General features: G+C 64.5%; 21 protein-coding genes. 17 read left to right on the top strand and 4 right to left on the bottom strand.

Annotated features, from left to right (window positions below; all coding sequences use genetic code 11):
* Positions 1–16 precede the first annotated feature (16 nt).
* The 12 genes from QN358_RS01335 to QN358_RS01280 all read left to right on the top strand — a co-directional run bounded on the left by QN358_RS01335 (position 17) and on the right by QN358_RS01280 (position 13,483).
* Entirely contained in the window at positions 17–1,135 is a 1,119-nt protein-coding gene (locus QN358_RS01335) for an FtsQ-type POTRA domain-containing protein (protein WP_323511291.1), read from the top strand.
* Positions 1,136–1,320: 185 nt separating this feature from the next.
* Complete coding sequence (gene ftsZ / locus QN358_RS01330) at positions 1,321–2,499, top strand: cell division protein FtsZ (protein WP_136642716.1); 1,179 nt, start codon at positions 1,321–1,323, stop codon at positions 2,497–2,499.
* The gene (locus QN358_RS01325; RefSeq protein WP_136642715.1) at positions 2,496–3,239 is read left to right on the top strand and encodes a YggS family pyridoxal phosphate-dependent enzyme; all 744 of its coding nucleotides are present in this window, start codon (positions 2,496–2,498) and stop codon (positions 3,237–3,239) included. Before ftsZ ends, QN358_RS01325 begins: the two co-directional genes overlap by 4 nt.
* Positions 3,240–3,279: 40 nt before the next feature.
* A complete protein-coding gene (locus QN358_RS01320) occupies positions 3,280–3,813 on the top strand; it encodes a cell division protein SepF (RefSeq protein ID WP_136642714.1) in 534 nt (177 codons plus the stop codon).
* Positions 3,814–3,831: 18 nt separating this feature from the next.
* Positions 3,832–4,140, top strand: coding sequence for a YggT family protein (locus tag QN358_RS01315; protein ID WP_272898628.1), 309 nt, complete (start codon positions 3,832–3,834; stop codon positions 4,138–4,140).
* 65 nt (positions 4,141–4,205) lie between these two features.
* Entirely contained in the window at positions 4,206–4,874 is a 669-nt protein-coding gene (locus QN358_RS01310) for a DivIVA domain-containing protein (protein ID WP_323511286.1), read from the top strand.
* Between the two features lie 16 nt (positions 4,875–4,890).
* On the top strand, positions 4,891–5,496 hold the full coding sequence (lspA, locus tag QN358_RS01305; protein WP_323511284.1) for a signal peptidase II: 606 nt from the start codon (positions 4,891–4,893) through the stop codon (positions 5,494–5,496).
* A 2-nt stretch (positions 5,497–5,498) separates the two neighbouring features.
* On the top strand, positions 5,499–6,419 hold the full coding sequence (locus tag QN358_RS01300) for an RluA family pseudouridine synthase (RefSeq protein WP_136642712.1): 921 nt from the start codon (positions 5,499–5,501) through the stop codon (positions 6,417–6,419).
* A 543-nt stretch (positions 6,420–6,962) separates the two neighbouring features.
* The gene (gene dnaE, locus QN358_RS01295) at positions 6,963–10,430 is read left to right on the top strand and encodes a DNA polymerase III subunit alpha (protein WP_136642736.1); all 3,468 of its coding nucleotides are present in this window, start codon (positions 6,963–6,965) and stop codon (positions 10,428–10,430) included.
* Between the two features lie 137 nt (positions 10,431–10,567).
* On the top strand, positions 10,568–11,875 hold the full coding sequence (gene hisD, locus QN358_RS01290; protein ID WP_136642711.1) for a histidinol dehydrogenase: 1,308 nt from the start codon (positions 10,568–10,570) through the stop codon (positions 11,873–11,875).
* 44 nt (positions 11,876–11,919) lie between these two features.
* Positions 11,920–12,438 (top strand): transcriptional regulator NrdR, encoded by a 519-nt coding sequence (gene nrdR, locus QN358_RS01285; protein ID WP_323511277.1) that lies wholly within the window; start codon positions 11,920–11,922, stop codon positions 12,436–12,438.
* A gap of 7 nt (positions 12,439–12,445) precedes the next feature.
* On the top strand, positions 12,446–13,483 hold the full coding sequence (locus tag QN358_RS01280) for a quinone-dependent dihydroorotate dehydrogenase (RefSeq protein ID WP_323511323.1): 1,038 nt from the start codon (positions 12,446–12,448) through the stop codon (positions 13,481–13,483).
* A 198-nt stretch (positions 13,484–13,681) separates the two neighbouring features.
* Here the strand turns inward: QN358_RS01280 and QN358_RS01275 are convergent, their stop codons facing one another.
* Positions 13,682–14,251: a DUF3043 domain-containing protein gene (locus QN358_RS01275; RefSeq protein WP_323511276.1), complete on the bottom strand. Its 570-nt coding sequence runs from the start codon at positions 14,249–14,251 to the stop codon at positions 13,682–13,684.
* Positions 14,252–14,301: 50 nt separating this feature from the next.
* On the opposite strand from QN358_RS01275, the gene QN358_RS01270 reads away from it, so the two are divergent.
* The 5 genes from QN358_RS01270 to QN358_RS01250 all read left to right on the top strand — a co-directional run bounded on the left by QN358_RS01270 (position 14,302) and on the right by QN358_RS01250 (position 19,491).
* On the top strand, positions 14,302–15,735 hold the full coding sequence (locus tag QN358_RS01270; protein WP_323511274.1) for a dipeptidase: 1,434 nt from the start codon (positions 14,302–14,304) through the stop codon (positions 15,733–15,735).
* 108 nt (positions 15,736–15,843) lie between these two features.
* The gene (gene erpA, locus QN358_RS01265; protein ID WP_136642706.1) at positions 15,844–16,212 is read left to right on the top strand and encodes an iron-sulfur cluster insertion protein ErpA; all 369 of its coding nucleotides are present in this window, start codon (positions 15,844–15,846) and stop codon (positions 16,210–16,212) included.
* Between the two features lie 296 nt (positions 16,213–16,508).
* The gene (gene coxB, locus QN358_RS01260) at positions 16,509–17,354 is read left to right on the top strand and encodes a cytochrome c oxidase subunit II (RefSeq protein ID WP_237280424.1); all 846 of its coding nucleotides are present in this window, start codon (positions 16,509–16,511) and stop codon (positions 17,352–17,354) included.
* 9 nt (positions 17,355–17,363) lie between these two features.
* Positions 17,364–19,070 carry a cytochrome c oxidase subunit I gene (gene ctaD / locus QN358_RS01255; RefSeq protein WP_323511270.1) on the top strand — a complete coding sequence of 569 codons (1,707 nt, stop codon included), beginning with the start codon at positions 17,364–17,366 and terminating at the stop codon, positions 19,068–19,070.
* Positions 19,071–19,074: 4 nt separating this feature from the next.
* Positions 19,075–19,491 (top strand): cytochrome c oxidase subunit 4, encoded by a 417-nt coding sequence (locus tag QN358_RS01250; RefSeq protein WP_136642703.1) that lies wholly within the window; start codon positions 19,075–19,077, stop codon positions 19,489–19,491.
* A 116-nt stretch (positions 19,492–19,607) separates the two neighbouring features.
* Here the strand turns inward: QN358_RS01250 and QN358_RS01245 are convergent, their stop codons facing one another.
* The 3 genes from QN358_RS01245 to QN358_RS01235 all read right to left on the bottom strand — a co-directional run bounded on the left by QN358_RS01245 (position 19,608) and on the right by QN358_RS01235 (position 24,156).
* Complete coding sequence (locus QN358_RS01245) at positions 19,608–21,263, bottom strand: hypothetical protein (RefSeq protein WP_323511266.1); 1,656 nt, start codon at positions 21,261–21,263, stop codon at positions 19,608–19,610.
* A gap of 122 nt (positions 21,264–21,385) precedes the next feature.
* On the bottom strand, positions 21,386–23,062 hold the full coding sequence (locus QN358_RS01240; protein ID WP_136642701.1) for a cytochrome b: 1,677 nt from the start codon (positions 23,060–23,062) through the stop codon (positions 21,386–21,388).
* A complete protein-coding gene (locus QN358_RS01235; protein WP_136642700.1) occupies positions 23,059–24,156 on the bottom strand; it encodes a ubiquinol-cytochrome c reductase iron-sulfur subunit in 1,098 nt (365 codons plus the stop codon). Before QN358_RS01235 ends, QN358_RS01240 begins: the two co-directional genes overlap by 4 nt.
* Positions 24,157–24,185 lie beyond the last annotated feature (29 nt).

Here is a 24,185-nt window from a genome sequence, read left to right as displayed (position 1 = left end):
CTCGAAGCGTCCCGCAGTGGTTCGTGACGGAGCTGACACCGCCGGCGTTGACGCAACCGCGCCCGCTCCCGCTCGGTCGTCGGCCACGCCACCCCGCCTGAAGACGACCCGGTGGCAGACGGCTGAGCCCGAAACCCGCACCGCAGACACCGAGCCGGGTTCGGCGAACGCCACCCCGGCCACTCCGGGCGGATCGAAGCCCGGCAGCACGAAGCCCATCGCACAGAACCGTGCCGCGAAGCCACCCACCTCTCACCCGCAGGGAGCCACCCCTGCCTCCGCCGACTCCGCCGCGCCGCGACCGACCGCGAAGGTCAAGACCGCCATCGGCGCCCCGCCGAGCCGCTCACGCAGCGACGAAGCACTCGCACGCAAGAACGTGCGGGTCGCCGAGCGTCGCCGTCGGCGTTACGAGCGAGCCGAATCCCGCCGGTTCACCGAGCGGTCGCGTCGTCGTCGCCTCACCTGGTTGATCTCGCTCGGAACCCTCGTGGGTCTCATCGTGGTCGTCGTCGTCACCGCATACTCACCCCTGTTCGCCGTGCGCTCGGTCAGCATCACTGGCACGAGCCGCATCGACGCCGCGCAGGTGGAGGCCGCGCTCTCGGGCCAGGTGGGCCGCCCATTGGCTCTGGTCGACTACGGCTCCATTCAGTCTCAGCTCGCCGCGTTCCCGCTGATCCAGAGCTACTCGACCGAGTCGCAGCTGCCGAACACACTTGTCATCCGCGTCGTCGAACGCCAGCCCGTCGGCTCGATCGTGAGTGCAAGCGGCGCCGGGTTCGACCTGGTCGACCCCGCGGGTGTCGTCGTTGAGCACAGCGACGCCCGCCCGGCCGGCTTTGCGCTGATCGACCTGGCCGGAACCCCCGTCGGCAGCCCCGGCTTCCTTGCCGCCACGACCGTGCTGCGCACCCTGCCCGCAGACCTGCTGGCCAACGTCGACTCCATCAGCGCCGCTACGCCAGATTCGGTGACGATGGTGCTCGGGGGAGTGGGCCAGAAAGTCATCTGGGGCAGTTCGGCCAACAGTGCCCTGAAGGCCCGCGTGCTCGACAAGCTCATCACGACCCAGAGCGCGAACGAGAAACTGACGTACGACGTGTCGAGCCCCGAAAGCCCTGTCGTCGAATGACGTGCGTGCGGCATCCGATGCCCGATTCTGGTCGCCGGTTCGCGACACGCGGCGCGGCTAAACGCGCAGCCCACTACATCGACCATAGGTTCGTCGTAGGAATTGCATACTGAGCATAACATTAACTGTCAACCTGAGGTTGAAAGTATGCGCCCGTTGACACTAAATGAGCCCGGAGGCCAGACGTGACGTCAAACCAGAACTACCTCGCCGTAATCAAAGTCGTCGGTATCGGCGGTGGTGGTGTCAACGCCGTCAACCGCATGATCGAGCTCGGCCTTCGCGGCGTCGAGTTCATCGCCATCAACACTGACGCGCAGGCGCTCCTGATGAGCGACGCCGACGTGAAACTCGACGTGGGCCGTGAGCTCACCCGCGGTCTCGGCGCCGGCGCCGACCCCGAGGTCGGCCGCCGTGCAGCAGAAGACCACGCCGACGAGATCGAAGAGGCGCTGGCCGGCGCTGACATGGTATTCGTCACCGCCGGCGAAGGTGGCGGTACCGGTACCGGTGGCGCTCCCGTCGTGGCCCGCATCGCCAAGTCGATCGGCGCTCTCACCATCGGTGTCGTCACCAAGCCGTTCGGCTTCGAAGGCAAGCGCCGCATGTCGCAGGCCGAAGACGGCGTTGCCACGCTGAAGAACGAGGTCGACACCCTCATCGTCGTGCCGAACGACCGCCTGCTCGAGATCAGCGACCGCGGTATCAGCATGCTCGAGGCGTTCTCGACTGCCGACCAGGTGCTGCTCGCCGGTGTTCAGGGCATCACCGACCTCATCACCACCCCTGGCCTGATCAACCTCGACTTCGCCGACGTGAAGAGCGTCATGCAGGGTGCAGGCTCGGCCCTGATGGGCATCGGGTCGGCGAGGGGAGCCGACCGGGCCATCAAGGCCGCGGAGCTGGCCGTCGCGTCGCCCCTGCTCGAGGCGAGCATCGAGGGTGCCCACGGCGTTCTGCTCTCCATTCAGGGCGGGTCGAATCTCGGCATCTTCGAGATCAACGATGCTGCCAAGCTCGTGCAAGACGCCGTGCATCCCGAAGCCAACATCATCTTCGGTGCCGTCATCGACGACACGCTCGGCGACGAGGTACGGGTCACCGTCATCGCGGCCGGGTTCGACAGCGGAGATGCCAGCTCGTCGGCCGAGTCGAAGAAGGCGTTCCCCGCTGTTCCGAACGATGCCAGCGACCTGTTCGCTTCGAGCTCGGCAGCGCCGCTTCGCCGCGACCGTGCAGAAGAGCCGCCCGCCGCGGCATCGTGGGCGCAGACCCCCGAGCACAGCATCACCGGAACAGCGCAGCTCGACCCGGCGTCTGACGACGACGACTCCGACCTCGACGTTCCCGACTTTCTGAAGTGAGCTCGAACGAGGGCGGCCCCGGCCTCGCCGAGCGGCTCGCCCTCGTTCGGCAGCAGATCGGCGAGGCGGCCAGCGCCGCCGACCGGTCGAGCGATGAGCTGACCCTCATCGCCATCACCAAGTTCCACGACGAGTCACTCCTGCGTGAGCTCGCCGCGCTCGGCGTTCGCGACTTCGGCGAGAGCCGGCACCAAGAGGCGCGTGACAAAGCGGCGAACCTCGCCGATCTTGACCTCACGTGGCACTTCGTGGGGCAGATTCAGAGCAAGAAGGCCCGGCAGATCGCGGCGTACAGCGCGGTCATCCACTCGCTCGACCGCGCATCGGTCGCCGACCTGCTCGGTACGACGTTGTCGTCGTCGCCTGAAACCGTGCTGAAAGCTGCAGCGTCGGCATCGGATGCCCGGCCACCCGTCGACGTCTTCATCCAGGTCAACCTCACCCCCGATCCCGCCCGCGGGGGAGCAACTCCCGGCGACCTTGAAGCCCTCGCAGAGCATGTCTCCGGGCTGGCCGGCCTCCGCCTCAGAGGAGTCATGGCGGTCGCTCCCCTCGGCGAGCCGGCCCGGCCCGCCTTCGAGCGCCTGCGGCTGCTCTCGGCCGCGGTACAGCGCATCGACGCCGGTGCAAGCGCCATCTCGGCCGGAATGTCGAACGACTTCGCCGACGCCATCGCCGAAGGTGCGACACACCTACGAATTGGGTCGGCAATCACCGGATTCAGGCCCGTGCAACGTTAATCTCGTTACCAGGCACCCGCAATCACCTCCGGAGGATCACATGGCCAATCCACTACGCAAGACGATGGTCTACCTCGGGCTCGCAGACGAAGAGCTCGAGTACGAAGAGACCCCGGCATCGCCGGTCGCCCATGTGGCACACCCGCAGGCTGAAGCCGCCCCCGTGCAGCGGGCGCAGGCGTCTGCCGGTCACAACAACTCCGCACACAACGGTGCCGCGAACAACGCGGGCCGTGCTCCGGTCACCCCCCTCCGTCGAACCCAAGTTCAAAAGAATGTGGCGCCGCTCGAAATGAATGAAATCCTGACCGTTCACCCCAAGCAGTACAAAGACGCTCAGATCATCGCCGAGAGCTTTCGCGAGGGCATCCCGGTCATCATCAACCTCTCGCAGATGACCGACGCCGACGCGCGCCGCCTCATCGACTTCGCTGGCGGCCTCTCACAGGGTCTCTACGGCAAGATCGAGCGCGTCACGAGCAAGGTGTTCCTGTTGTCGCCGTCGCACGTCTCAGTTTCAGGTGAGGCCGCAACCGACGCTCGCGCTGAGGCATCGTTCTTCGTTCAGTCGTAGTCCAGTCATAATTGACGAGTGGGTTCACTAGTCGGTCTTATCGCAACAGTCGCGTACTTCGCGCTCCTGCTCTACTTCTTCGTGATGTGGGGCCGGTTCATTCTTGATCTGGTGCGCAGTTTTCAGCGCCAATGGCGCCCGCAGGGTGCCGTTCTGGTGATGGCCGAGGTCGCGTACACGGTGACAGACCCACCCATAAAGTTTTTTCGGCGCGTCATCCCTCCTCTTCGCGTGGGGCCCGTTGCCTTTGATTTCGGGTGGAGCATCGTAATGCTCCTCGTGGTCATACTGCTTTCGGTTACGAGTTACGTACGCTTGATTGCGTGACGCATGTATCGTAGTTTGTGAAACGCCCATAACTCTCAAGTCTCAAGTAATAAAGGTGGAAGAACATGCCGTTAACTCCAGAAGAAGTGGTTAACAAGCGCTTCTCGCAAACCCAGTTTCGGGCAGGCTACGACCAAGATGAGGTCGACGACTTTCTCGATGAGGTAGTAGTAGAGCTTCGTCGCCTGATTCAGGAGAACGAAGAACTGCGTGCCGGTATCGTTCCCGCCGCGAGTGCAACCCCTGCCGCCAGCGAAGAGGCTGCGCCCGTCGAGGCCGCACCCGTCGCTGACGACACCGCCGTGGTCGACGTGGTCGACTCCGATGACAGCCAGGCCGCAGCGGCTCCGGTTGCTGCTGCTCCCGTCGCCGCCCCGGTCGACGGCGACGACGCACAGAGCACCACCAGCCTGCTGCAGCTTGCTCGCCGTCTTCACGACGAGCACGTCAAAGAGGGCGCCGACAAGCGCGCCGAGCTCATCGAAGAGGGCCAGGCAACCGCTACGCGCCTCGTGGCTGAGGCTGAGGCCAAGCAGCGCACCGAGCTCGCGAAGCTCAACCAAGAGAAGTCGGGCATCGAGCACCGTATCGACGAGCTGCGCTCGTTCGAGAAGGAATACCGCCTGAAGCTGCGCGGGTACATCGAGGGCCAGTTGCGCGACCTCGACTCGTCAGGTTCAGACAGTGGAGAAGCGGCGGCTCCGGCCTCCAGCTTCCAGGGTTTTGGGGCCTGACGCCCAAACAACGACTGTGAGCCCTGAAACGGGCCGCTCAAGAAGGGTCAGCCCACGTGCGCTGGCCCTTCTTGTGGTTGTCGCTGTTTTCGTCTATGCGATCGACCAGATCGCGAAATACTTGGTTGTCGCCAACCTGCCCTTGAACCAGTACGTTCCTGTATTGGGTGACGTGCTGCAATTCTTCTATGTCACCAACTCCGGCGCAGCCTTCTCCATCGGCAGTGCCTACACCTGGATCTTCTCGGTGCTGGCCGCCGCCGTGTTCGTGTTCATCGTGTGGTTCTCCCGGCGCATCCGCTCGCTTGGCTGGGCCGTGGTCTTCGGGCTGCTTCTCGGCGGGGTTCTCGGCAACCTCACCGACCGCCTCTTTCGTGAGCCCGGCTTCGGCATCGGGCACGTTGTCGACTTCATCAAGATTCCGCTGCTGCCCGCCATCTTCAACCTGGCTGACACGGCCATCTGCGCTGCCATGGTGGTCTTTCTGGTGCTGACAGTGATGGGCGTCGGCCTCGACGGTCGTCGTGCGCCGAAGACCGGTGAAGCTACCGAAGCGGCCCCCGAAACCACGCAGAGCCTCGAGCCCGGCGCCGGGCATCCCGACCGCACCGAGGCCGAGTAGCTGTGGAGTTTCGCCAACTACCCGTTCCCGACGGGCTCGACGGTGACCGTGTCGACGCCGGCCTCGCCAAACTGCTCGGCTTCTCGCGCAACTTCGCGGCCGACGTCGTTGAGGCCGGGGGAGTCGTGGTCGATGGCCGTGTCGTCTCCAAGTCAGACAAGTTACGCCGAGACTCCTGGCTCGAGGTCAGCTGGGCGCCGCGAGAAGAGGTGCGCATCGTCGAGACTCCGGTCGACAACCTGACGATCGTGTACGACGACGATGACATCGTGGTGGTCGACAAGCCCGTGGGCGTGGCCGCGCATCCGTCGGTCGGCTGGACGGGCCCCACCGTTCTCGGCGCACTCGCCGCGGCGGGCTACCGCATCTCGACGAGCGGAGCCGCTGAGCGCGCCGGAATCGTGCACCGCCTCGACGCCGGCACCAGTGGGCTGATGGTGGTGGCTAAGTCGGAAGACGCCTACACGTGGATGAAGCGCCTCTTTCACGACCGTGAGGTCGACAAGATCTACCACGCGGTGGTGCAGGGGCACCCAGACCCGTTGGCGGGTACGATCGACGCCCCCATCGGCCGGCACCCGAAGAGCGACTGGAAGTTCGCCGTCGTCTCAGACGGCAAGAACTCGGTGACGCACTACGAGACCATCGAGGCGTTTCCGAGCGCATCGCTGCTCGAGATCCACCTCGAGACCGGCCGCACGCACCAGATCCGCGTGCACATGTCGGCGCAGCGCCACCCGTGCGTGGGAGATGCGATGTACGGCGCCGACCCCACGATGTCGGCGAGACTCGGGCTCACTCGGCAGTGGTTGCACGCTCTGAAACTCGGATTCGTGCATCCGGCATCGCGTCAGTATGTGTCGTTCGAGACGACCTACCCCGACGACCTGCATCACGCGCTCGACCTGCTTCGAAATGATTGACCGACCAAAAGTAGGGCTATAGTGAGGAGTAGTCACTATATTCTTGTATATGAACGACAGGTGTCGATGCCTTTTCGATCGAGTCTTAAGGTGCGCCCAGCCGTTCGAGACGCAGGGTACCGCAGTAGAGATATCTCGGTACAACTGATGTACGCCATGATCATCGTGAGCATTGCGTGTACGGTCGGAGCGCGTGTCGTGGTGAACACCTTTTGGGAGATATTTTTCCAGGTAATCCTTATCGGTGCGGAGTGGCTCGGTGTTTTGGCATTTGCCGCATGGATCGTTTCGCGAATCGCCGTGCGCCTGATTATCGGTCGGCGGCGATGGTCGCGTTGGTAGAGAGTTCTTCGAATAGTCTCGATCCATCGACTGAGCAGGCCATTCGGCCGAGCTGTTGACGCCGAGCTCTGCTGCACAGTGGCTAAACTGAAGGGTCTCTCCTTACCCCAGAGGCGAGGTCGTACCCCCTAGCTAGCCGGAGAATCTGTGCCCACCCGAGACAGCTCATTCGTTCATCTTCACGTGCACAGCGAGTACTCGATGCTCGACGGGGCCGCCCGGGTTAAACCCCTGATCGAAGCCGCTGTTGAGCAGGGCATGCCCGCTGTGGCGGTCACCGATCATGGCAATGTCTTCGGTGCATTCGACTTCTGGAAGACGGCGACCGACGCCGGAATCAAGCCCATCATCGGCACCGAGGCGTACATCACGCCCGGCACCCACCGCAGTGACAAGACACGCGTGAAGTGGGGCGGCCCGAACTCCGGCCGCGACGACGTCTCCGGCTCGGGCGCGTACACGCACATGACCCTGCTGAGCGAGAACACCGCCGGCATGCACAACCTTTTTCGTCTGTCGTCGCGCGCGTCGCTTGAGGGCTACTACTTCAAGCCCCGAATGGATCGCGAGCTGCTCGCGCAGTACTCAAGCGGCCTCATTGCGACGACCGGGTGCCCGTCGGGCGAGGTTCAGACGAGGTTGCGCCTCGGTCAGTACGCCGAAGCCGTGAAGGCGGCCTCCGACTTTCGCGACATCTTCGGCCGCGAGAACTACTTCTGCGAGATCATGGATCACGGTCTCGGTATCGAACGCCAGATCATGGGCGATCTGCTGCGGCTCTCGAAAGAGCTCGACCTGCCGCTCGTGGCAACGAATGACCTGCATTACACCCACGCGCACGACGCGACGAGCCACGCCGCTCTGCTCTGCGTGCAGTCGGGCTCGACGCTCAGCGACCCGAACCGGTTCAAGTTCGATGCCGACGAGTTCTATCTGAAGAGTGCCGCGGAGATGCGGCAGATCTTCCGCGATCACCCCGATGCCTGCGACAACACGCTGCTCATCGCCGAGCGTTGCGAGGTCAAGTTCGACACCTCGGCGAGCTACATGCCCCGCTACCCGGTGCCCGAAGGCGAGACCGAAGACACCTGGTTCATCAAAGAGGTCGAGAAGGGCCTGGTCGACCGGTACCCCGGCGGCATCTCGCAGGCGGTACGCGAGCGGGCCGACTACGAAGTCGGCGTCATCGTGCAGATGGGGTTTCCCGGCTACTTCCTGGTGGTGGCCGACTTCATCAACTGGTCGAAGAACAACGGCATTCGGGTCGGCCCGGGCCGAGGCTCTGGTGCCGGTTCAATGGTCGCGTACGCCATGCGTATCACCGACCTCGACCCGATTCGCCACGGGCTCATCTTCGAGCGCTTTCTGAACCCCGACCGCGTCTCGATGCCCGACTTCGACGTCGACTTCGACGATCGTCGCCGCGGCGAGGTGATTCGCTACGTCACAGAGAAGTACGGTGACGAGCGCGTGGCGCAGATCGTCACGTACGGCACCATCAAGGCCAAGCAGGCACTGAAAGACTCCTCGCGCGTGCTCGGTTTTCCCTTCGGTATGGGTGAGAAGCTGACCAAGGCGATGCCGCCGCCCATCATGGGTAAAGACATTCCGCTATCGGGAATCTTCGATCGCGATCATCCGCGATTCAAGGAGGCGGCCGATGTGCGGGCCGTCATCGAGGCCGACCCCGAAGCACGCACGGTCTTCGACACCGCCGTGGGCATCGAGAACCTGAAGCGCCAGTGGGGCGTGCACGCGGCGGGTGTGATCATGTCGAGCGACCCGCTGATCGACATCATTCCCATCATGAAGCGTGAGCAAGACGGCCAGATCGTCACGCAGTTCGACTACCCGGCCTGCGAGTCGCTGGGTCTGATCAAGATGGACTTCCTGGGGCTTCGAAACCTCACCATCATCGATGACGCGCTCGACAACATCCAGTCGAACCGAGGGTTCAGGCCGGTGCTCGAAGACCTCGAACTCGACGACGTGCCGGCGTACGAGCTGCTGGCACGGGGCGACACCCTCGGGGTGTTCCAGCTCGATGGCGGGCCCATGCGGTCGCTGCTGCGCCTGATGAAACCCGACAACTTCGAAGACATCTCGGCCATCCTCGCGCTGTATCGCCCGGGGCCGATGGGTGCCGACTCGCACACCAACTACGCGCTGCGAAAGAACGGTCTGCAGCTCGTCACCCCGATTCACCCCGAGCTCGAAGAACCGCTGCGCGAGGTGCTCGGCCAGACCTACGGGCTGATCGTGTACCAGGAGCAGGTGATGTCGATCGCGCAGAAGCTCGGCGGGTTCACGCTCGCCCAAGCCGACCTGCTGCGCCGCGCGATGGGCAAGAAGAAGAAGAGCGAGCTCGACAAACAGTACGAGGGCTTCTCGAAGGGCATGAACGACAACGGCTACTCGAACGCCGCCGTCAAGACGCTGTGGGACATTCTGCTGCCCTTCTCCGATTACGCGTTCAACAAGGCGCACTCGGCGGCGTACGGGGTCATCTCGTACTGGACCGCCTACCTCAAAGCGCACTTCCCGGCCGAGTACATGGCGGCCCTGCTCACGAGCGTCGGCGACTCGAAAGACAAGTCGGCGATCTATCTGAACGAGTGCCGGCGCATGAACATCACCGTGCTGCCGCCTGACGTGAACGAGTCGATCGGGTTCTTCGCGGCGGTGGGCGAAGACATCCGGTTCGGCCTCGGCGCTGTGCGAAACGTGGGTTCGAACGTGGTAGAGGGCATTCGCGAGTCGCGCGAGAGCAAGGGGCGGTTCACGTCGTTCCACGACTTCCTGCAGAAGATTCCGATGCAGGCGACGAACAAGCGCACGGTCGAATCGCTCATCAAGGCGGGCGCGTTCGACTCGCTCGGCAACACGCGGCGCGCGCTCGTCGAGATTCACGAGGGTGCCGTCGAGGCCGCGGTGAGCGAGAAGCGGGCCGAGGCGAACGGGCAGGTCGGCTTCGACTTCGACAGCCTGTGGGATGCCCCGCAAGACAATCGGCAGGTTCCCGACCGGCCCGAGTGGGCGAAGAGAGACAAGCTGGCCTTCGAGCGCGACATGCTCGGGCTCTATGTCTCCGATCATCCACTTGCCGGGCTCGAGATCGCGCTGGCCAAACATGCCTCGACGACCATCACCGAGATGCTGACGAGCGAGTACACGAACGACGGCGACACGGTCACGGTGGCCGGGCTGATCACCAACGTGCAGCACCGCGTGGCGCGCAACTCTGGCAACCAGTACGGCTCGATCGTGGTCGAAGACTTCGGCGGCGAGGTGACGGCCATGTTCATGGGCAAGGCTTACCAGGAGTTCGCGCCCGCCCTCACGAACGACTCGATCGTGGTGCTGCGGGGGCGGGTGAGCATCCGCGACGACGGAATGAACCTGCACGCCTTCAGCGTCTTCACGCCCGACCTCGGGCAGCAGGGCGGTGGCGGCCCCATCGAGATCTCGATGTCAGAGGCGCGGGCGACGACCGACACCGTGCAGGCACTGAACGACGTGCTGATCAGGCACGCGGGTGACAACGAGGTACGGCTGAAACTCATCAAGGGGCAGACCGCGCGGGTGTTCGAGATTCCGTTCAGGGTGCGGGTCACCGCAGACCTGTACGGCGAGTTGAAGTCGCTGCTCGGGCCCTCCTGCCTGATGTAGGGGTGCGGGCGCTGGGGGCGTCTGCGCTGGGCTCTCTGTGCTGGCCTGTCTGCGCTGGCCTGTCTGAGTCGGGCTGTCTGAGTCGGGCTGTCTACCCCAGAGCCCCGGCCCGGCGCCTTGGGTAGAGTGGGGGAGCTATGATCCAGACCATCGATTTGCGGGGCCAGACCCCCTCCCGTGCCCAGTTGCTCGACCTCGTACCGCGGGCGGTGACCGATGTCAGTGTCGCCACCGAGGCCGCAGAGGCTCTCATCGACGACGTTCGCTCCCGCGGGGTTGCGGCCCTGCGCGAGCAGGCCGAGCGGTTTGACGGCGGTGAGGCGGCGAGCGTGCGGGTGCCCGAGAGCGAGATCGCCGATGCCGTTGCGGCGCTGGCTCCGGATGTTCGGGCGGCGCTCGACGAGGCCATCGACCGTGTGCGTTCCGCCACTGCGGCGCAGATTCCCGCGGGCCAGCTCACCCAGCTCGGCGACGGCGCCGTGGTGGAGCAGCGCTGGCAGCCGGTCGACCGGGTGGGGCTCTACGTTCCGGGCGGTAAGGCGGTGTATCCGTCGAGCGTGGTGATGAACGTGGTTCCTGCGCAGTCGGCGGGAGTGCAGTCGATTGCGCTGGTCTCGCCGCCGCAGCGGGAGTTCGGCGGGCACGTGCACCCGGTCATCCTGGGGGCCGCTGGGCTTCTGGGCGTCACGGAGGTGTACGCCATGGGTGGTGCCGGCGCGATCGGTGCGCTGGCGTACGGTGTCGACGACATCGGGCTCGAGCCCGTGCAGATCATCACCGGCCCGGGCAACGTGTACGTCGCAGCGGCGAAGCGGCTTGTGCGCGGTCGCACCGGTATCGACTCGGAGGCGGGGCCCACCGAGATTCTCATCATCGCCGACGAGACGGCCGACGCGCGGTATGTTGCGGCCGACCTGGTCAGCCAGGCAGAGCACGATGAGCTGGCGGCGGCGGTGCTGGTGACGACGTCACCCGCGTTCGCCGGGGAGGTTCGGGTCGAGCTCGAAGGTTTCGCTGCGGCGACGCTGCACTCGGAGCGCGTGCTGGTCTCCCTCGGCGGGCAGCAGTCGGCCATCGTGCTGGTCGACGATCTTGCCGCTGCGGCACGGTTCAGCGACGCATACGGGCCGGAACACCTGGAGATTCAGGTCTCTGATTCGGAGGCGGTGCTGGCGAGCATCCACTCGGCCGGAGCCATCTTCATGGGCTCGTACTCGCCGGTGAGCCTCGGCGACTACCTCGCCGGGTCGAACCACGTTCTGCCGACGGGCGGGCAGTCGCGCTTCTCGTCGGGTCTCGGGGCATACACGTTCTTGAAGCCCCAGCAAGTCATTCGCTACGACAAGGCCGCGCTCGAGGCGGTGGCCGGGCGAATTCACGCGCTGGCGCACTCAGAGAATCTGCCGGCGCACGCCGAAGCGGTCGAGGCGCGGTTCGGGCACTGAGTTCGGCGCCGAGCCGCGGCGGTGACCGGTAAACTTGCAGCACCATGTATTGCCCGTATTGCCGGTACCCAGATTCCCGCGTCGTCGACTCGCGCACCACTGACGACGGCGTTGCCATTCGACGTCGGCGCCAGTGCCCCGACTGTGGCCGACGCTTCAGCACCACTGAGACGGCGAGCCTCAACGTCATCAAACGGAGCGGCGTCGTGGCGCCGTTCAGCCGCGAGAAGATCATCAACGGAGTGCGCAAGGCCTGCCAGGGGCGCCCGGTGACCGACTCCGACCTCGCGGTGCTCGCGCAGCGGGTCGAAGAGACCGTGCGCTCTACGGGTGCTGCGCAGGTTGAGGCGAACGACATCGGCCTGGCCATCCTGCAGCCGCTTCGCGAACTCGACGAGGTCGCCTATCTGCGCTTCGCCAGCGTCTACCAGGCGTTCGATTCGCTCGACGACTTCGAGGCGGCCATCACGCTGCTGCGTGTCGAGCACGATGCGGCGGCGGGTGCCGCGGGCGGTTCGAACGGCCCGGGCGGCGCAGCCGGCTCGAAAGCGTCGGCCGAGTAGCGTGGGGTTGTACAGCCAGCTGTTTCGGCACGTGCTCTCACGCCTCGACCCCGAGCAGGCCCACCACCTCGCGTTCGACGTGATTCGTGCCCTGCCACGCACCGCGCTCGGCGAGTATCTCCGCCGCTACACCGCGCCAGCGCCGCAGCTGCGTGTTCACACTCTCGGGCTCGAGTTCGAGTCGCCGTTCGGTGTTGCCGCCGGGTTCGACAAAGACGGCCGGGCGATCGTCGGGCTCGGCCAGCTGGGCTTCGGTCACGTGGAGGTCGGCACGCTGACCGCCAAGGCGCAGCCGGGCAACGAGCGCCCCCGCCTCTTTCGCCTCGTAGCCGACCGCGCCGTCATCAACCGCATGGGTTTCAACAACGGGGGAGCGGCCGGTGCGGCCCTCCGCATCGCGCAGACCACGTCGGCCCGTTGGCGACCTATCGTCGGCGTCAACATCGGCAAGAGCCGGGTGGTCGACGTCGACGACGCCATCGACGACTATCGCTCGAGTGCGCGCGCCCTGGCACCCGTCGCCGACTATCTCGTCGTGAACGTCAGCTCGCCGAACACACCGGGGCTCCGCGGGCTGCAGGAGCTCGACAAACTCGCACCGCTCCTGACGGCCGTGCGCGAAGAGTCGGGCACCGTTCCTCTGCTCGTGAAGATCGCGCCCGACCTCAGCGACGACGAGGTGCGCCGCATCTCCCAGCTCGCGGTCGACCTCGGCCTCGACGGAATCATCGCCACCAACACCACCATTCTGCGCGAAGAGCTGGGGCTCGTCAGCGATCCGGCCCTGATCGCGGCGGCCGGTGCGGGCGGGCTCGCCGGCCCCCCGCTCGCCGCTCGCTCGCTCGAGGTACTGAAGCTGGTGCGCGCCGTCGTTCCCGCCGACATGTGCGTCATCTCCGTCGGCGGTGTCGAAACCGCCGAAGACGTCGCCGAGCGCCTCGCCGCCGGTGCGACCCTCGTGCAGGGCTACACGGCGTTTCTCTACCGCGGGCCGCTCTGGGCGCGCGAGATCAACCGCGGCCTCGCCCGGCTCCTCCCCGCCTGAGCGGCCCGCCTCCACCCGACTTCCGCCCTGTTCGCCTCACCCCGCCCTGTTCGCCGCGCGCCCGCACCGCGGGTTCCCCGCTCCTCCGCGTTTCGCGCGGCGCTCTGGTGCCGGCAGAGAGCCGTCGCGCGTCGACACGAAGAAGCCCCCCGGATCTCAGGATCCGAGGGGCTTCTTCGTTACTGCTGCAGGGCCCGCTCAGGCGGGAAACTGGCCGCGCTTCACCTGCGGCTTCGGCAGGCGCATGGGCCGCAGCTGCAGGGCGCGCATGGCGCCGTACCAGCGGAGACCACGGTCGGCCGAACCGAACTTCGCGGCGAGACGCTTGTTGATGCGTGTGCCCATCACGAAGATGTCGACAACGACGATGAGCACGAAGGCGTAGAGCACGAGCATGAGGTAGGTCTGGATGCTCGTGTTCGGCACCAGCGTCAGCAGGATCACCCCGAACATGACGGGGATGATCACTTCACCGATGCTGAACCGCGCGTCGACGTAGTTGCGAACGTACCGGCGCTGGGGGCCGCGGTCGCGGGCCAGCAGGTACTTCTCTTCTCCTGCGGCCATGCCGATGCGGGCACGCTCACGGGCTGCCTGGGTCTGCGTCTTTGCGCTGCGGGCCGCTTCTTTGCGGTCGCTCGGCACCAGCGGGCGCTTGCGAGCGTCTTCGCGCTCTTTACGGGTCGGGGTCGCCCGACCCTTGCCGACGTGCGAAGCGTCGCTTTCTGGAGCTTCGATTACGGGTGTTTCGCGCTTGGCCACAGTCATTCCTCGAGTTCGGCGGGCCACGTTCGGGCCCGCCCGTTAAGATTACCCGTATGACCGAACAAGAGGGCACTTCGGTGCAGAAACACAGCCAGTCGAGCGAACGCGAGGCGGGTATCCGCTCATCTGTTGCAGCAGGGCTGCCCGTGGCCATCGCCGATCTGAGCGACCTGGTGCGCATTCCGTCGGTGTCGTGGGACGGCTTCGATGCGTCAGCAGTGGCGCAGAGCGCCGAGGCTGTTGCGGCACTCTTCGAGGCGACGGGCGTCTTCGACGCGGTGTCGGTGAAGCGAGCGAACACCGAAACAGGGGAGGCGGGCCAGCCTGCCGTTCTGGCAACGCGAACCGCCCGCAACGGCAAGCCCACCGTGCTGCTGTACGCGCACCACGACGTGCAGCCTCCCGGCAACGACGCCGACTGGAACTCGCCCCCCTTCGAACCGACCGTACGCGGCGACCGCCTGTACGGCCGCGGCGCCGCAGACGACAAAGCGGGTGTCGTCTCGCACGTGGCCGCTGTGCGCGCCCTCGCCGAATCGTATGGCGACGACCTCGAGCTCGGTCTTGTGGTCTTCATCGAGGGCGAAGAAGAGTTCGGTTCGCGCTCGTTCGCCGACTTTCTCGAGCAGAACCGGGAGGCGCTGGCCGCCGACGTCATCGTCGTCGCCGACTCCGACAACTGGAACATCGACACTCCGGCCCTCACCATCAGCCTGCGCGGCAACGTCACCCTGAAGCTCACCGTCTCGACGCTCTCACACGCCTCGCACTCCGGCATGTTCGGCGGCGCAGCGCCCGACGCCATGCTGGCGACCATCCGGCTGCTGTCGACACTGCACACGACCGACGGTTCGGTTGCCGTCGAGGGTCTTACTTCGTCGGGCGAGGCCGTGCCCGAAAGCTCTGACGCCGACTTCATCGTCGACGCTGGGCTTCTGCCGGGGGTCACGCCCATCGGCACGGGCCCCCTGCTCGGCCGCCTCTGGGCGAAGCCGGCCATCACGGTCACCGGCATTGACGCGCCCAGCGTTCAGAACGCGTCGAACACGCTGCAGCCGCAGGTCTCGGTGAAGATCAGCGCGCGCATCGCTCCGGGTCAGGATGCCCGGGTCGCCTTCGAGGCCCTGAAGACGCACCTCTATGCCAACGCCCCCTTCGGTGCCCACCTCGAGATCAGCGACGTCGACACCGGTCAGGCATTTCTCGTCGACACCAGCGGATGGGCGGTGGCCGAGGCCAAGCAGGCCATGGCCGACGCCTGGGGAGTCGACCCGGTCGAGACGGGGGTCGGCGGCTCGATTCCATTCATCGCCGACCTGGTGCGTGTCTTTCCCGAGGCGCAGATTCTCGTCACCGGCGTCGAAGACCCCGACACGCGGGCGCACAGCCCGAATGAATCGCTGCACCTCGGCGTGTTCAAGCGGGCCATTCTCACCGAAGCGCTGCTGCTGTCACGGCTGGCAGAGAAGCGGCTCACCGATTTCTGACCCCGATTCGGAATGATTGCCCGACTTCGCAGGTTGGAGGTTTAGGATTTCAGTAATTCTGGTCACCCGTGCCGGGCATCCGTGCCGGTCACCCGTAAGGAGACACTCATGAGCGACACCATCACCCTCGCACCCGAGGTGCAGAGCCCCGCGCACAAGGTCGGTCTCACCGACGCCGCCGCGCTCAAGGTCAAGAACCTGTTGAACCAGGAGGGTCGTGACGACCTGCGCCTGCGCGTGGCCGTGCAGCCCGGCGGCTGTTCAGGCCTCATCTACCAGCTGTACTTCGACGAGCGCCAGCTCGACGGCGACGGGGTCGTCGACTTCGACGGCGTCGAGGTCATCGTCGACAAGATGAGCGTGCCGTACCTCGAGGGCGCCACCATCGACTTCGAAGACACCATCCAGAAGCAGGGCTTCACCATCGACAATCCGAACGCCGGCGGCAGCTGCGCGTGTGGCGACTCGTTCCACTGACTCCTGCTCTTACCTCATTCTGCTGCGGCCACACGCCGCGGTAAATTTTTCTACGTCAAGTAGAACCCTTCTTCATCACTCGATGGGGCTGCCAAATGGCGGCCCCATCGGTGCTTTAACCCGATTCACATGCGCGAGTGAGCAGTTTCTCAGGTGAGTCGTGAGACATTGCCGCTGAAATCGACGCGTTAGGCTAGGCAGGGTCAAATACACTTGACAGAAGATTTGCCAGCAGTAGTTCCGAAGGGTTACAGGTGCGCTCGAACCGACGTCTTAGATGGGTCGCCATCCCGGTGATGGTAACCATGGGTCTGCTGCTTGCGGGCTGCTCGCAGCAGCAGCTGCAGGGCTTCCTGCCAGCCGAACCCGGTACCACCAACAACACCGACAAGGTCACGGGCCTCTGGGTCACGTCGTGGATCGTTCTCCTCGCCGTGGGAATCATCACCTGGGGCCTCACGATCTGGGCCGTGGTGGTGTTCCGTCGCCGCAAGGGCCAGACGGGCCTGCCCATCCAGCTTCGGTACAACATGCCCATCGAGATCTTCTACACGATCGTGCCGCTCATCCTGGTGCTCGGCTTCTTCGCCTTCACCGCGAAAGACCAGGCCGACATCGAGCAGCCCTACGCGCAGCCCGACCAGGTCATCTCGGTCTACGGCAAGCAGTGGGCCTGGGACTTCAACTACGTGAACCAGAACGTCTACACGGCGGGTGTGCAGGCGCAGGCCGACCCCAACGACGCGAACGGCGCGCTCGTTGAGAGCCAGATCCCCACGCTCGTTCTGCCCGTCGACAAGAAGATCACCATCGAGCTTCACTCCCGCGACGTCATCCACTCGTTCTGGGTCATCGACTTTCTGTACAAGAAAGACATGATCCCCGGCAAGACGAACTACATGTACGTCACGCCTGAGCGAATCGGAACATACGCTGGCAAGTGCGCCGAGCTGTGTGGCGAGTACCACTCCGACATGCTGTTCAACGTGAAGGTCGTGTCGCAAGCCGACTACGACGCGTACACGGCTCAGCTTGCGGCTGAAGGCAACACTGGCCAGCTCGGTGACGACTACAACCGCAACACAAACCTCCCGGGCACCACGTCTCCGCTCGCGGAGTCGACCAGCAGCAGCGCGAAGTAGAAGGCGACGATGACGACCCTAACCGCCCCCAAGACCACCCCGGTCGAACGTAAAGGCAACGTTCTGGTCAAGTGGATCACCTCCACCGACCACAAGACCATCGGGTACATGTACCTCATCGAGTCGTTCATCTACTTCTGCCTCGGCGGAGTGATGGCACTCGTCATTCGGGCTCAGCTCTTCGAGCCCGGTGAGCAGCTGCTGGCAACCAAAGACCAGTACAACCAGCTCTTCACCATGCACGGCACCATCATGCTGCTCATGTTCGCGACACCACTGTTCGCCGGTTTCGCCAACGTGCTCATGCCGCTGCAGATCGGTGCTCCGGATGTCGCGTTCCCGCGTCTGAACGGTCTGGCTTTCTGGCTCTACACCTTCGGCTCGGCCATCGTGGTCGCTGGGTTCCTCACCCCCCAGGGCGCTGCGTCGTTCGGCTGGTTCGCCTATGCGCCCTTGTCGAGTACAACGTTCACGCCGGGAGACGGCGGGAATCTCTGGGTGTTCGGGCTCGTGCTCAGCGGGTTCGGCACCATCCTCGGCGCGGTGAACTTCATCACGACCATCATCACGATGCGTGCCCCCGGTATGACCATGTTCCGCATGCCCATCTTCACCTGGAACATCCTCGTCACGTCCATCCTCGTTCTGATGGCCTTCCCGGTTCTCGCCGCTGCGCTCTCGGCGCTCGGCGTCGACCGCGTGTTCGGCGGTCACATCTACGACGCGGCCAACGGCGGTGTGTTGCTCTGGCAGCATCTCTTCTGGTTCTTCGGGCACCCCGAGGTGTACATCATCGCGCTGCCCTTCTTCGGTATCATCTCCGAGGTTCTGCCGGTCTTCAGCCGGAAGCCCATCTTCGGCTACAAGACGCTCGTCTACGCGACCATCTCGATCGCCGCCCTCTCGGTCACGGTGTGGGCTCACCACATGTACGTCACCGGTTCGGTGCTGCTGCCGTTCTTCGCCCTGATGACCATGCTCATTGCGGTGCCGACGGGTGTGAAGATCTTCAACTGGGTCGGTACGATGTGGCGCGGTTCGGTCACGTTCGAAACACCCATGATGTGGGCCATCGGCTTTCTCATCACCTTCACGTTCGGTGGTCTCACCGGTGTGATCCTGGCATCGCCGCCGCTTGACTTCCACGTGTCTGACTCGTACTTCGTCGTTGCGCACTTCCACTACGTGGTGTTCGGTACCGTCGTGTTCGCCATGTTCTCCGGCTTCTACTTCTGGTGGCCGAAGTGGACAGGCAAGATGCTGAACGAGAAGCTCGGCCAGTGGCACTTCTGGCTGCTGTTCATCGGGTTCCACACCACGTTCCTCATCCAGCACTGGCTCGGAGTGGTGGGCATGCCCCGTCGCTACGCGACGTATTCACCCGACGACGGCTTCACCTGGATGAACCAGATCTCCACCGTCGGCGCCTTCCTGCTGGCCTCGTCGATGATCCCGTTCTTCTTGAACGTGTACATCACGGCCCGAAACGCTCCGAAGGTCACTGTGAACGACCCGTGGGGCTACGGCCGCTCGCTCGAGTGGGCTACCTCCTGTCCGCCTCCTCGCCACAACTTCACCTCGATTCCCCGTATTCGCAGCGAGTCTCCTGCATTCGACTTGAACCACCCCGAGGCCGGCGTGCCGGTCGGAGTGGGCCCGGCGAGAGATGCGCCCGACGCACCGACGTACGACATTCAGACTGAGAAGGTGAAGTAGTACCGTGCGCGCCAATATCAACGTCTTCTGGATCCTCGCGGGCTTCTTCATCCTCGCCGACGCGGTCTACGTGTTCTGGTCGCTCGTGTCGTACGGCAAGGTCGAGTGGGTCGGCACGCTGGGTATAGCGCTCGGCGCTATTCTCGGCGCGTTCCTCGCGTTCTACCTCGGCCGCGTGCACGGTGCCCAGGGCGGCGAGCTGCCCGAAGACATGACCGACTCGAACATCGACGATGGCGACCCTGAGATGGGTTTCTACAGCCCGTGGAGCTGGTGGCCCATCGTTCTCGGTGGTTCGCTGGCGATCTTCTTCGCCGGCCTCGCCGTCGGCACGTGGATCTGCTTCATCGGTGTGTCACTCATCCTCATCGCCATCATCGGCTGGACCTATGAGTACTACCGGGGCTTTTTCGCCCGCTAGAGCCGCTTTCAGGCACGAAAGAAGCCCCCGTGGGCATCCTCAACCGGATGCTCGCGGGGGCTTCTTCGTGACTTCTCGACAAATGCGCCGAGAAGTCGTCGCTCAGCGACTGATCATCACGGCGCCGAGGTCACGTTGACGGTAAATACGGCGTCTCTGGATGCTCCGTTGTTGTCTGCTCGAAACGTGAGGCTCACCGGGCCGGCATGTGCCGGGTCTGGTGTGTAGGTAGCCGTGCCCGAGACCGGGTCGACCGCGCTGAGAGTTCCGAACGCCGGAGCCTCGACAAGGCTGTAGTCGAGCCCCGCGATCTGTCGCCACCCGGCGACAGGGGTGATCCAGCAACGCAGCTCGATGCGCACCGGTGTCACCGTATCGGTGGTCGTGCCCGACGTGGCACAGCCCGGCATCAGGTCGGAGACGTGAACGGTGAGCGTGAGCTCGGGGGAGGGCAGGCCGAACGCGTCGACCGCCTTCACCGTCACGTGGTCGGTGTAGTCGCCGTGAATGACGTCGATCGACTGGAAGTGCAGGTTGCCCGCTCCATCGAACCACGCGCCGCCCTCGGCTGCGTTCGACGTGACCGTCGAGGTGAGGTGGTCACCACTTTCGGCTCCGTAGAGGTCGACGTCTTCGTCGGAGAACAGCGAGCGGGCTGGGATGACGGTGTCGACTCCGCGCACGGCCTCAATCGTCGTCTGCGGCTTCGCCTCCGGTGCGTATCGGTTGCGGATGGCGACGTAGAACGGCCACGATGTGGTGCCATCGGCGGCGACCGCCCATGCCTGCATGGTGACGTACTGGCCCTGGGCGGACTGCGGGGCGTCGTAGACGATGCTGCCGTCTCCCGGTCGCACCGTGGGGATGCCGAGCGCCGGGTCGGTGTACAGGTGACCGATCTCGAGACCAACCGGCGCAACGTCGGCAGACGCATCGCACGACACATCGGCCACCGAAATGATGGTGGCGATGCCGAATCCGCCATCGCGGGCCTGCCCGGTGCAGAGCGGTACCGGCTGCTCGTCTCCGGCGGGTGGGGCGAAGTCGGCGATGCCTGTTGTGTCTATGGTGGGTCGCGAGCGTGACTGCCGTTGCTTCGTGAACGTGCAGACAAAGGTCGCGTCGCTGCGTTTGCACGACGAGATGCCACCCCGGCTGAGGGTGAAGATGGCCTGTGTGACGTCAGCTGCCGATGACATCACATCACTCGTGAACGAGATCGAGACACCGGTTTGCACGAACATGCCCGGTCCCATCTTGCCGGTGATCGGCTCGACTGATGCAAGCTTCGCCAGGTCTTTCGACGTCGTGAGCGTGACTCGGTCGAAACTGTCGGCGTCAGCTCCTGGCCGAAACACATCGAGGGTCGTTGGGGTCTTGGCTCCCTTAGTTCCGGCGAACGGGTTGATGAAGTCGGTCGGCTCGTCAGGCGCCGATTTGTCACCTCCCGTGGATTTGTCTCCGCCCTTCGATGACCGGGCGCCGCCTGCTCCGCTCGAAGAATCCTCTCGCGGAGTCATCCCGGGCAGGGGCAGTCGAAAGCCCGGCGGTGTGGGGCGTGGGGTCGCATCTTTTGGTGCAGGCTCGTAGATCACCAATTTGCCCGACGAGTCGTCGAGCGGCCCACCGCCGGTGCTGGGATCGTCTACCGCACCGCCGCCGCCGTGCCAGCCGCTCGGCTCGTCAGCAAATGCAGCGGCCCCGGAGCCGAGCCCGCCCAGCACGACAGCGGCGCAGAGCGTCGTTGCCAGTAAGAACTTTTTCGTTGTCATGCCTGTAGAGATGCAGTTGGCACTGAATGCTTACGGCAGAACGAAGAAGTCCCCCTCCCGATGAGGGAGAGGGACTTCTGACACAGCGTTATTTTGCCGCGTTACAGGTGCTGCGGTACTGCCTAGTGGTGTTGCGACTGGCGCTCGACGTCGGTCTTTCGAACCGGGGCGATGCGATCTTCGAAGAACCAGTTCGACATGCGACCACGCAAACGCTGGGTCTGCGTGATCTTGCCGCGAGCGTTCGGGCGGATCATCAGCGGCTTGTACTCGTTGAACGACACCAGCTTCCATCGCTCATACTCGTCGACGTCTTGGTGAACCTCGATGTACTCGCCACCCGGCAGTCGAACGATACGGCCCGACTCGAAGCCGTGCAGCGCGATCTCACGGTCTTTCTTCTGCAGAGCGAGACACACTCGCTTCGCGACGAAGTACGCAATGATCGGGCCGAGGATGACCGTTGCCTGGATCGTGTGGATCACGGCCTCGATCGACAGCTGGAAGTGTGTAGCGATGATGTCGGAGCTCGCCGCGGCCCAGAGGGCTGCGTAGAACGTGACACCGGCGGCACCGATGGCCGTGCGGGTGGGAGCGTTGCGCGGGCGGTCGAGGATGTGGTGCTCGCGGCGATCGCCGGTCACCCAGCCTTCGATGAACGGGTAGATCAGCACGGTGACGATGAACAGACCGAGCACCGCGATGGGAATCAGAATGTTGAACGAATACGTGTGGCCCCAGATGACGGCCTCGAGTCCCGGCGGAATGAGCCGCAGAGCACCATCGGCAAAGCCGATGTACCAGTCGGGCTGGGTTCCTGCCGAAACAGGGGAGGGGTCGTATGGCCCGTAGTTCCAGATGGGGTTGATGGTGAAGAACGAAGCGATCAGCGCCACGATGCCGAAGACGATGAAGAAGAATCCACCGGCCTTGGCTGCGTAGACGGGAAGCACCGGGTAGCCGATGACGTTCTCGTTTGTCTTGCCGGGGCCCGCGTACTGCGTGTGCTTGTGAACCACGACGAACACCAGGTGCAGCGCGATCAACGCCACGATGATGGCCGGCAGCAAAAGTATGTGCAGCGTGTACAACCGCCCCACGATCTGTTCGCCCGGGAATTCGCCGCCGAAGATCAGGTATGACAACCAGGAGCCCGCGAACGGTACACCCTTCACCATGCCATCAATGATGCGGAGGCCGTTGCCCGAGAGCAGGTCGTCAGGAAGCGAGTAGCCCGTGAAGCCTTCGGCCAGAGCCAGGATGAACAGAATGAACCCGATGACCCAGTTCAGCTCACGGGGCTTCCGGAACGCGCCGGTGAAGTAGATGCGCAGCATGTGCAGGCCGATGGAGGCGATGAACAGCAGTGCAGCCCAGTGGTGGATCTGGCGCACGAGCAAGCCGCCGCGAATCTCGAACGAGATGTTCAGAGTCGACGACATGGCCGACGACATCTCGACACCCTTCAGGGGCACGAAGCTGCCGTCGTACGTGACGGGAGCCATGGATGCCTGAAAGAAGAATGTCAGGAATGTTCCGGTCAGAATGATGATGACGAAGCTGTACAGCGCCACCTCACCCAGCATGAACGACCAGTGGTCGGGGAAGATCTTGCGACCGAACTCCTTGACGACAGCCGAGATGCTCGTGCGTTCGTCAATGTAGTTCGCTGCGATCGACGTGAAGCGAGCGGATGGTGCGTTGGAGATCTTCGGGGCTTCGGCCTGGGCCGGTGCCTCGGTGGGGCCCGACTCGAGAGGGCCGGGGCCGGGGGCGGTGCTTCTTTCGATGGTACTCATGAACGCTCCCAGAAACTTGGGCCGACTGGCTCGTGAAAGTCACTCTGTGCAATGAGGTAGCCCTCGCCGTCGACCGTGATGGGCAACTGGGGCAGCGGCCGCTTGGCCGGGCCGAAGATGACCTCACACTCGTTGTTCACGTCGAACGTGGACTGGTGGCAGGGGCAGAGAAGGTGGTGTGTCTGCTGTTCGAACAGGGCCACCGGGCAACCGACGTGCGTGCAGATCTTGGAGTACGCGACGATGCCGTCGTAGTTCCAGCTCTCGCGGCCGGCGCTGACGTTGAGGTCAGCAGGGTTGACCCGCATGAGCAGTACGGCAGCTTTCGCCTTCTGCTCGAGCCGGTCGGGGGCGTCGTTGAGACCCTCGGGAATGATGTGGAAGGCCGAGCCCAGTGTCACATCGGAGGCCTTGATGGGAAGGCCGGAGGGGTCGAGCGTGAGGCGTGCGCCAGCTTTCCACATGGTGTGGGAGAGCAACTCTGACGGCACCTCGTTCTGCGGGCCAAGGCCGCGGAAGAGAATGACCGCCGGCAGCGGAAAAGCCACCAGCGCGCCGATAAGGCTGTTGCGAATGAGCGAACGACGGCCGAAACCCGACTCGACGTTGCCCTCGTGGAAGATCTCCACCGCACGAGCTCGTACCTCGTCGCTGCTGCGAACGGGGTGACGGATGTCGATGCCCTCTTCGTCGTGCATGAGGGTCTTCGCCCAGTGCACCGCGCCAAGGCCGATGCCCATGAGCGCCAGCGTGATGCCGAGGCCGAGGAACACCGTGTTCAGTCGTACCGAGCCAGGGTCATTCGCGTTGATGGGGAATGCCATGTACGCCGCGATGGCGAAGATACTGCCGGCGATCGACAGGTAGAAGAGGGTGTAGACCTGCCGTTGGGCGGTGCTCGCCTTCTTCGGGTCTTGGTCGGTGACTCGCTTGCGGTGCGGCGGAAGACCCGGGTCGGGGAGGTTGTCGTCACTGATGACGGCCAGACCGCCCGAGACCTGCTTCGACGGTACGAGGTCGCGGTCGAGCGACAAGCCGCCTGCCCCAGACGAGGTGGCAGCGAGATCCTTACCGCTGCTGTCGTCGTGTGCCATGGTGTTCCCTTTCGAGCCTAAAGAATGTG

The sequence above is a fragment of the Subtercola sp. RTI3 genome (assembly GCF_035018625.1).
Taxonomy (GTDB): Bacteria; Actinomycetota; Actinomycetes; order Actinomycetales; family Microbacteriaceae; genus Subtercola; species Subtercola vilae.
This window is presented reverse-complemented; position numbering and strand designations above follow the sequence as displayed.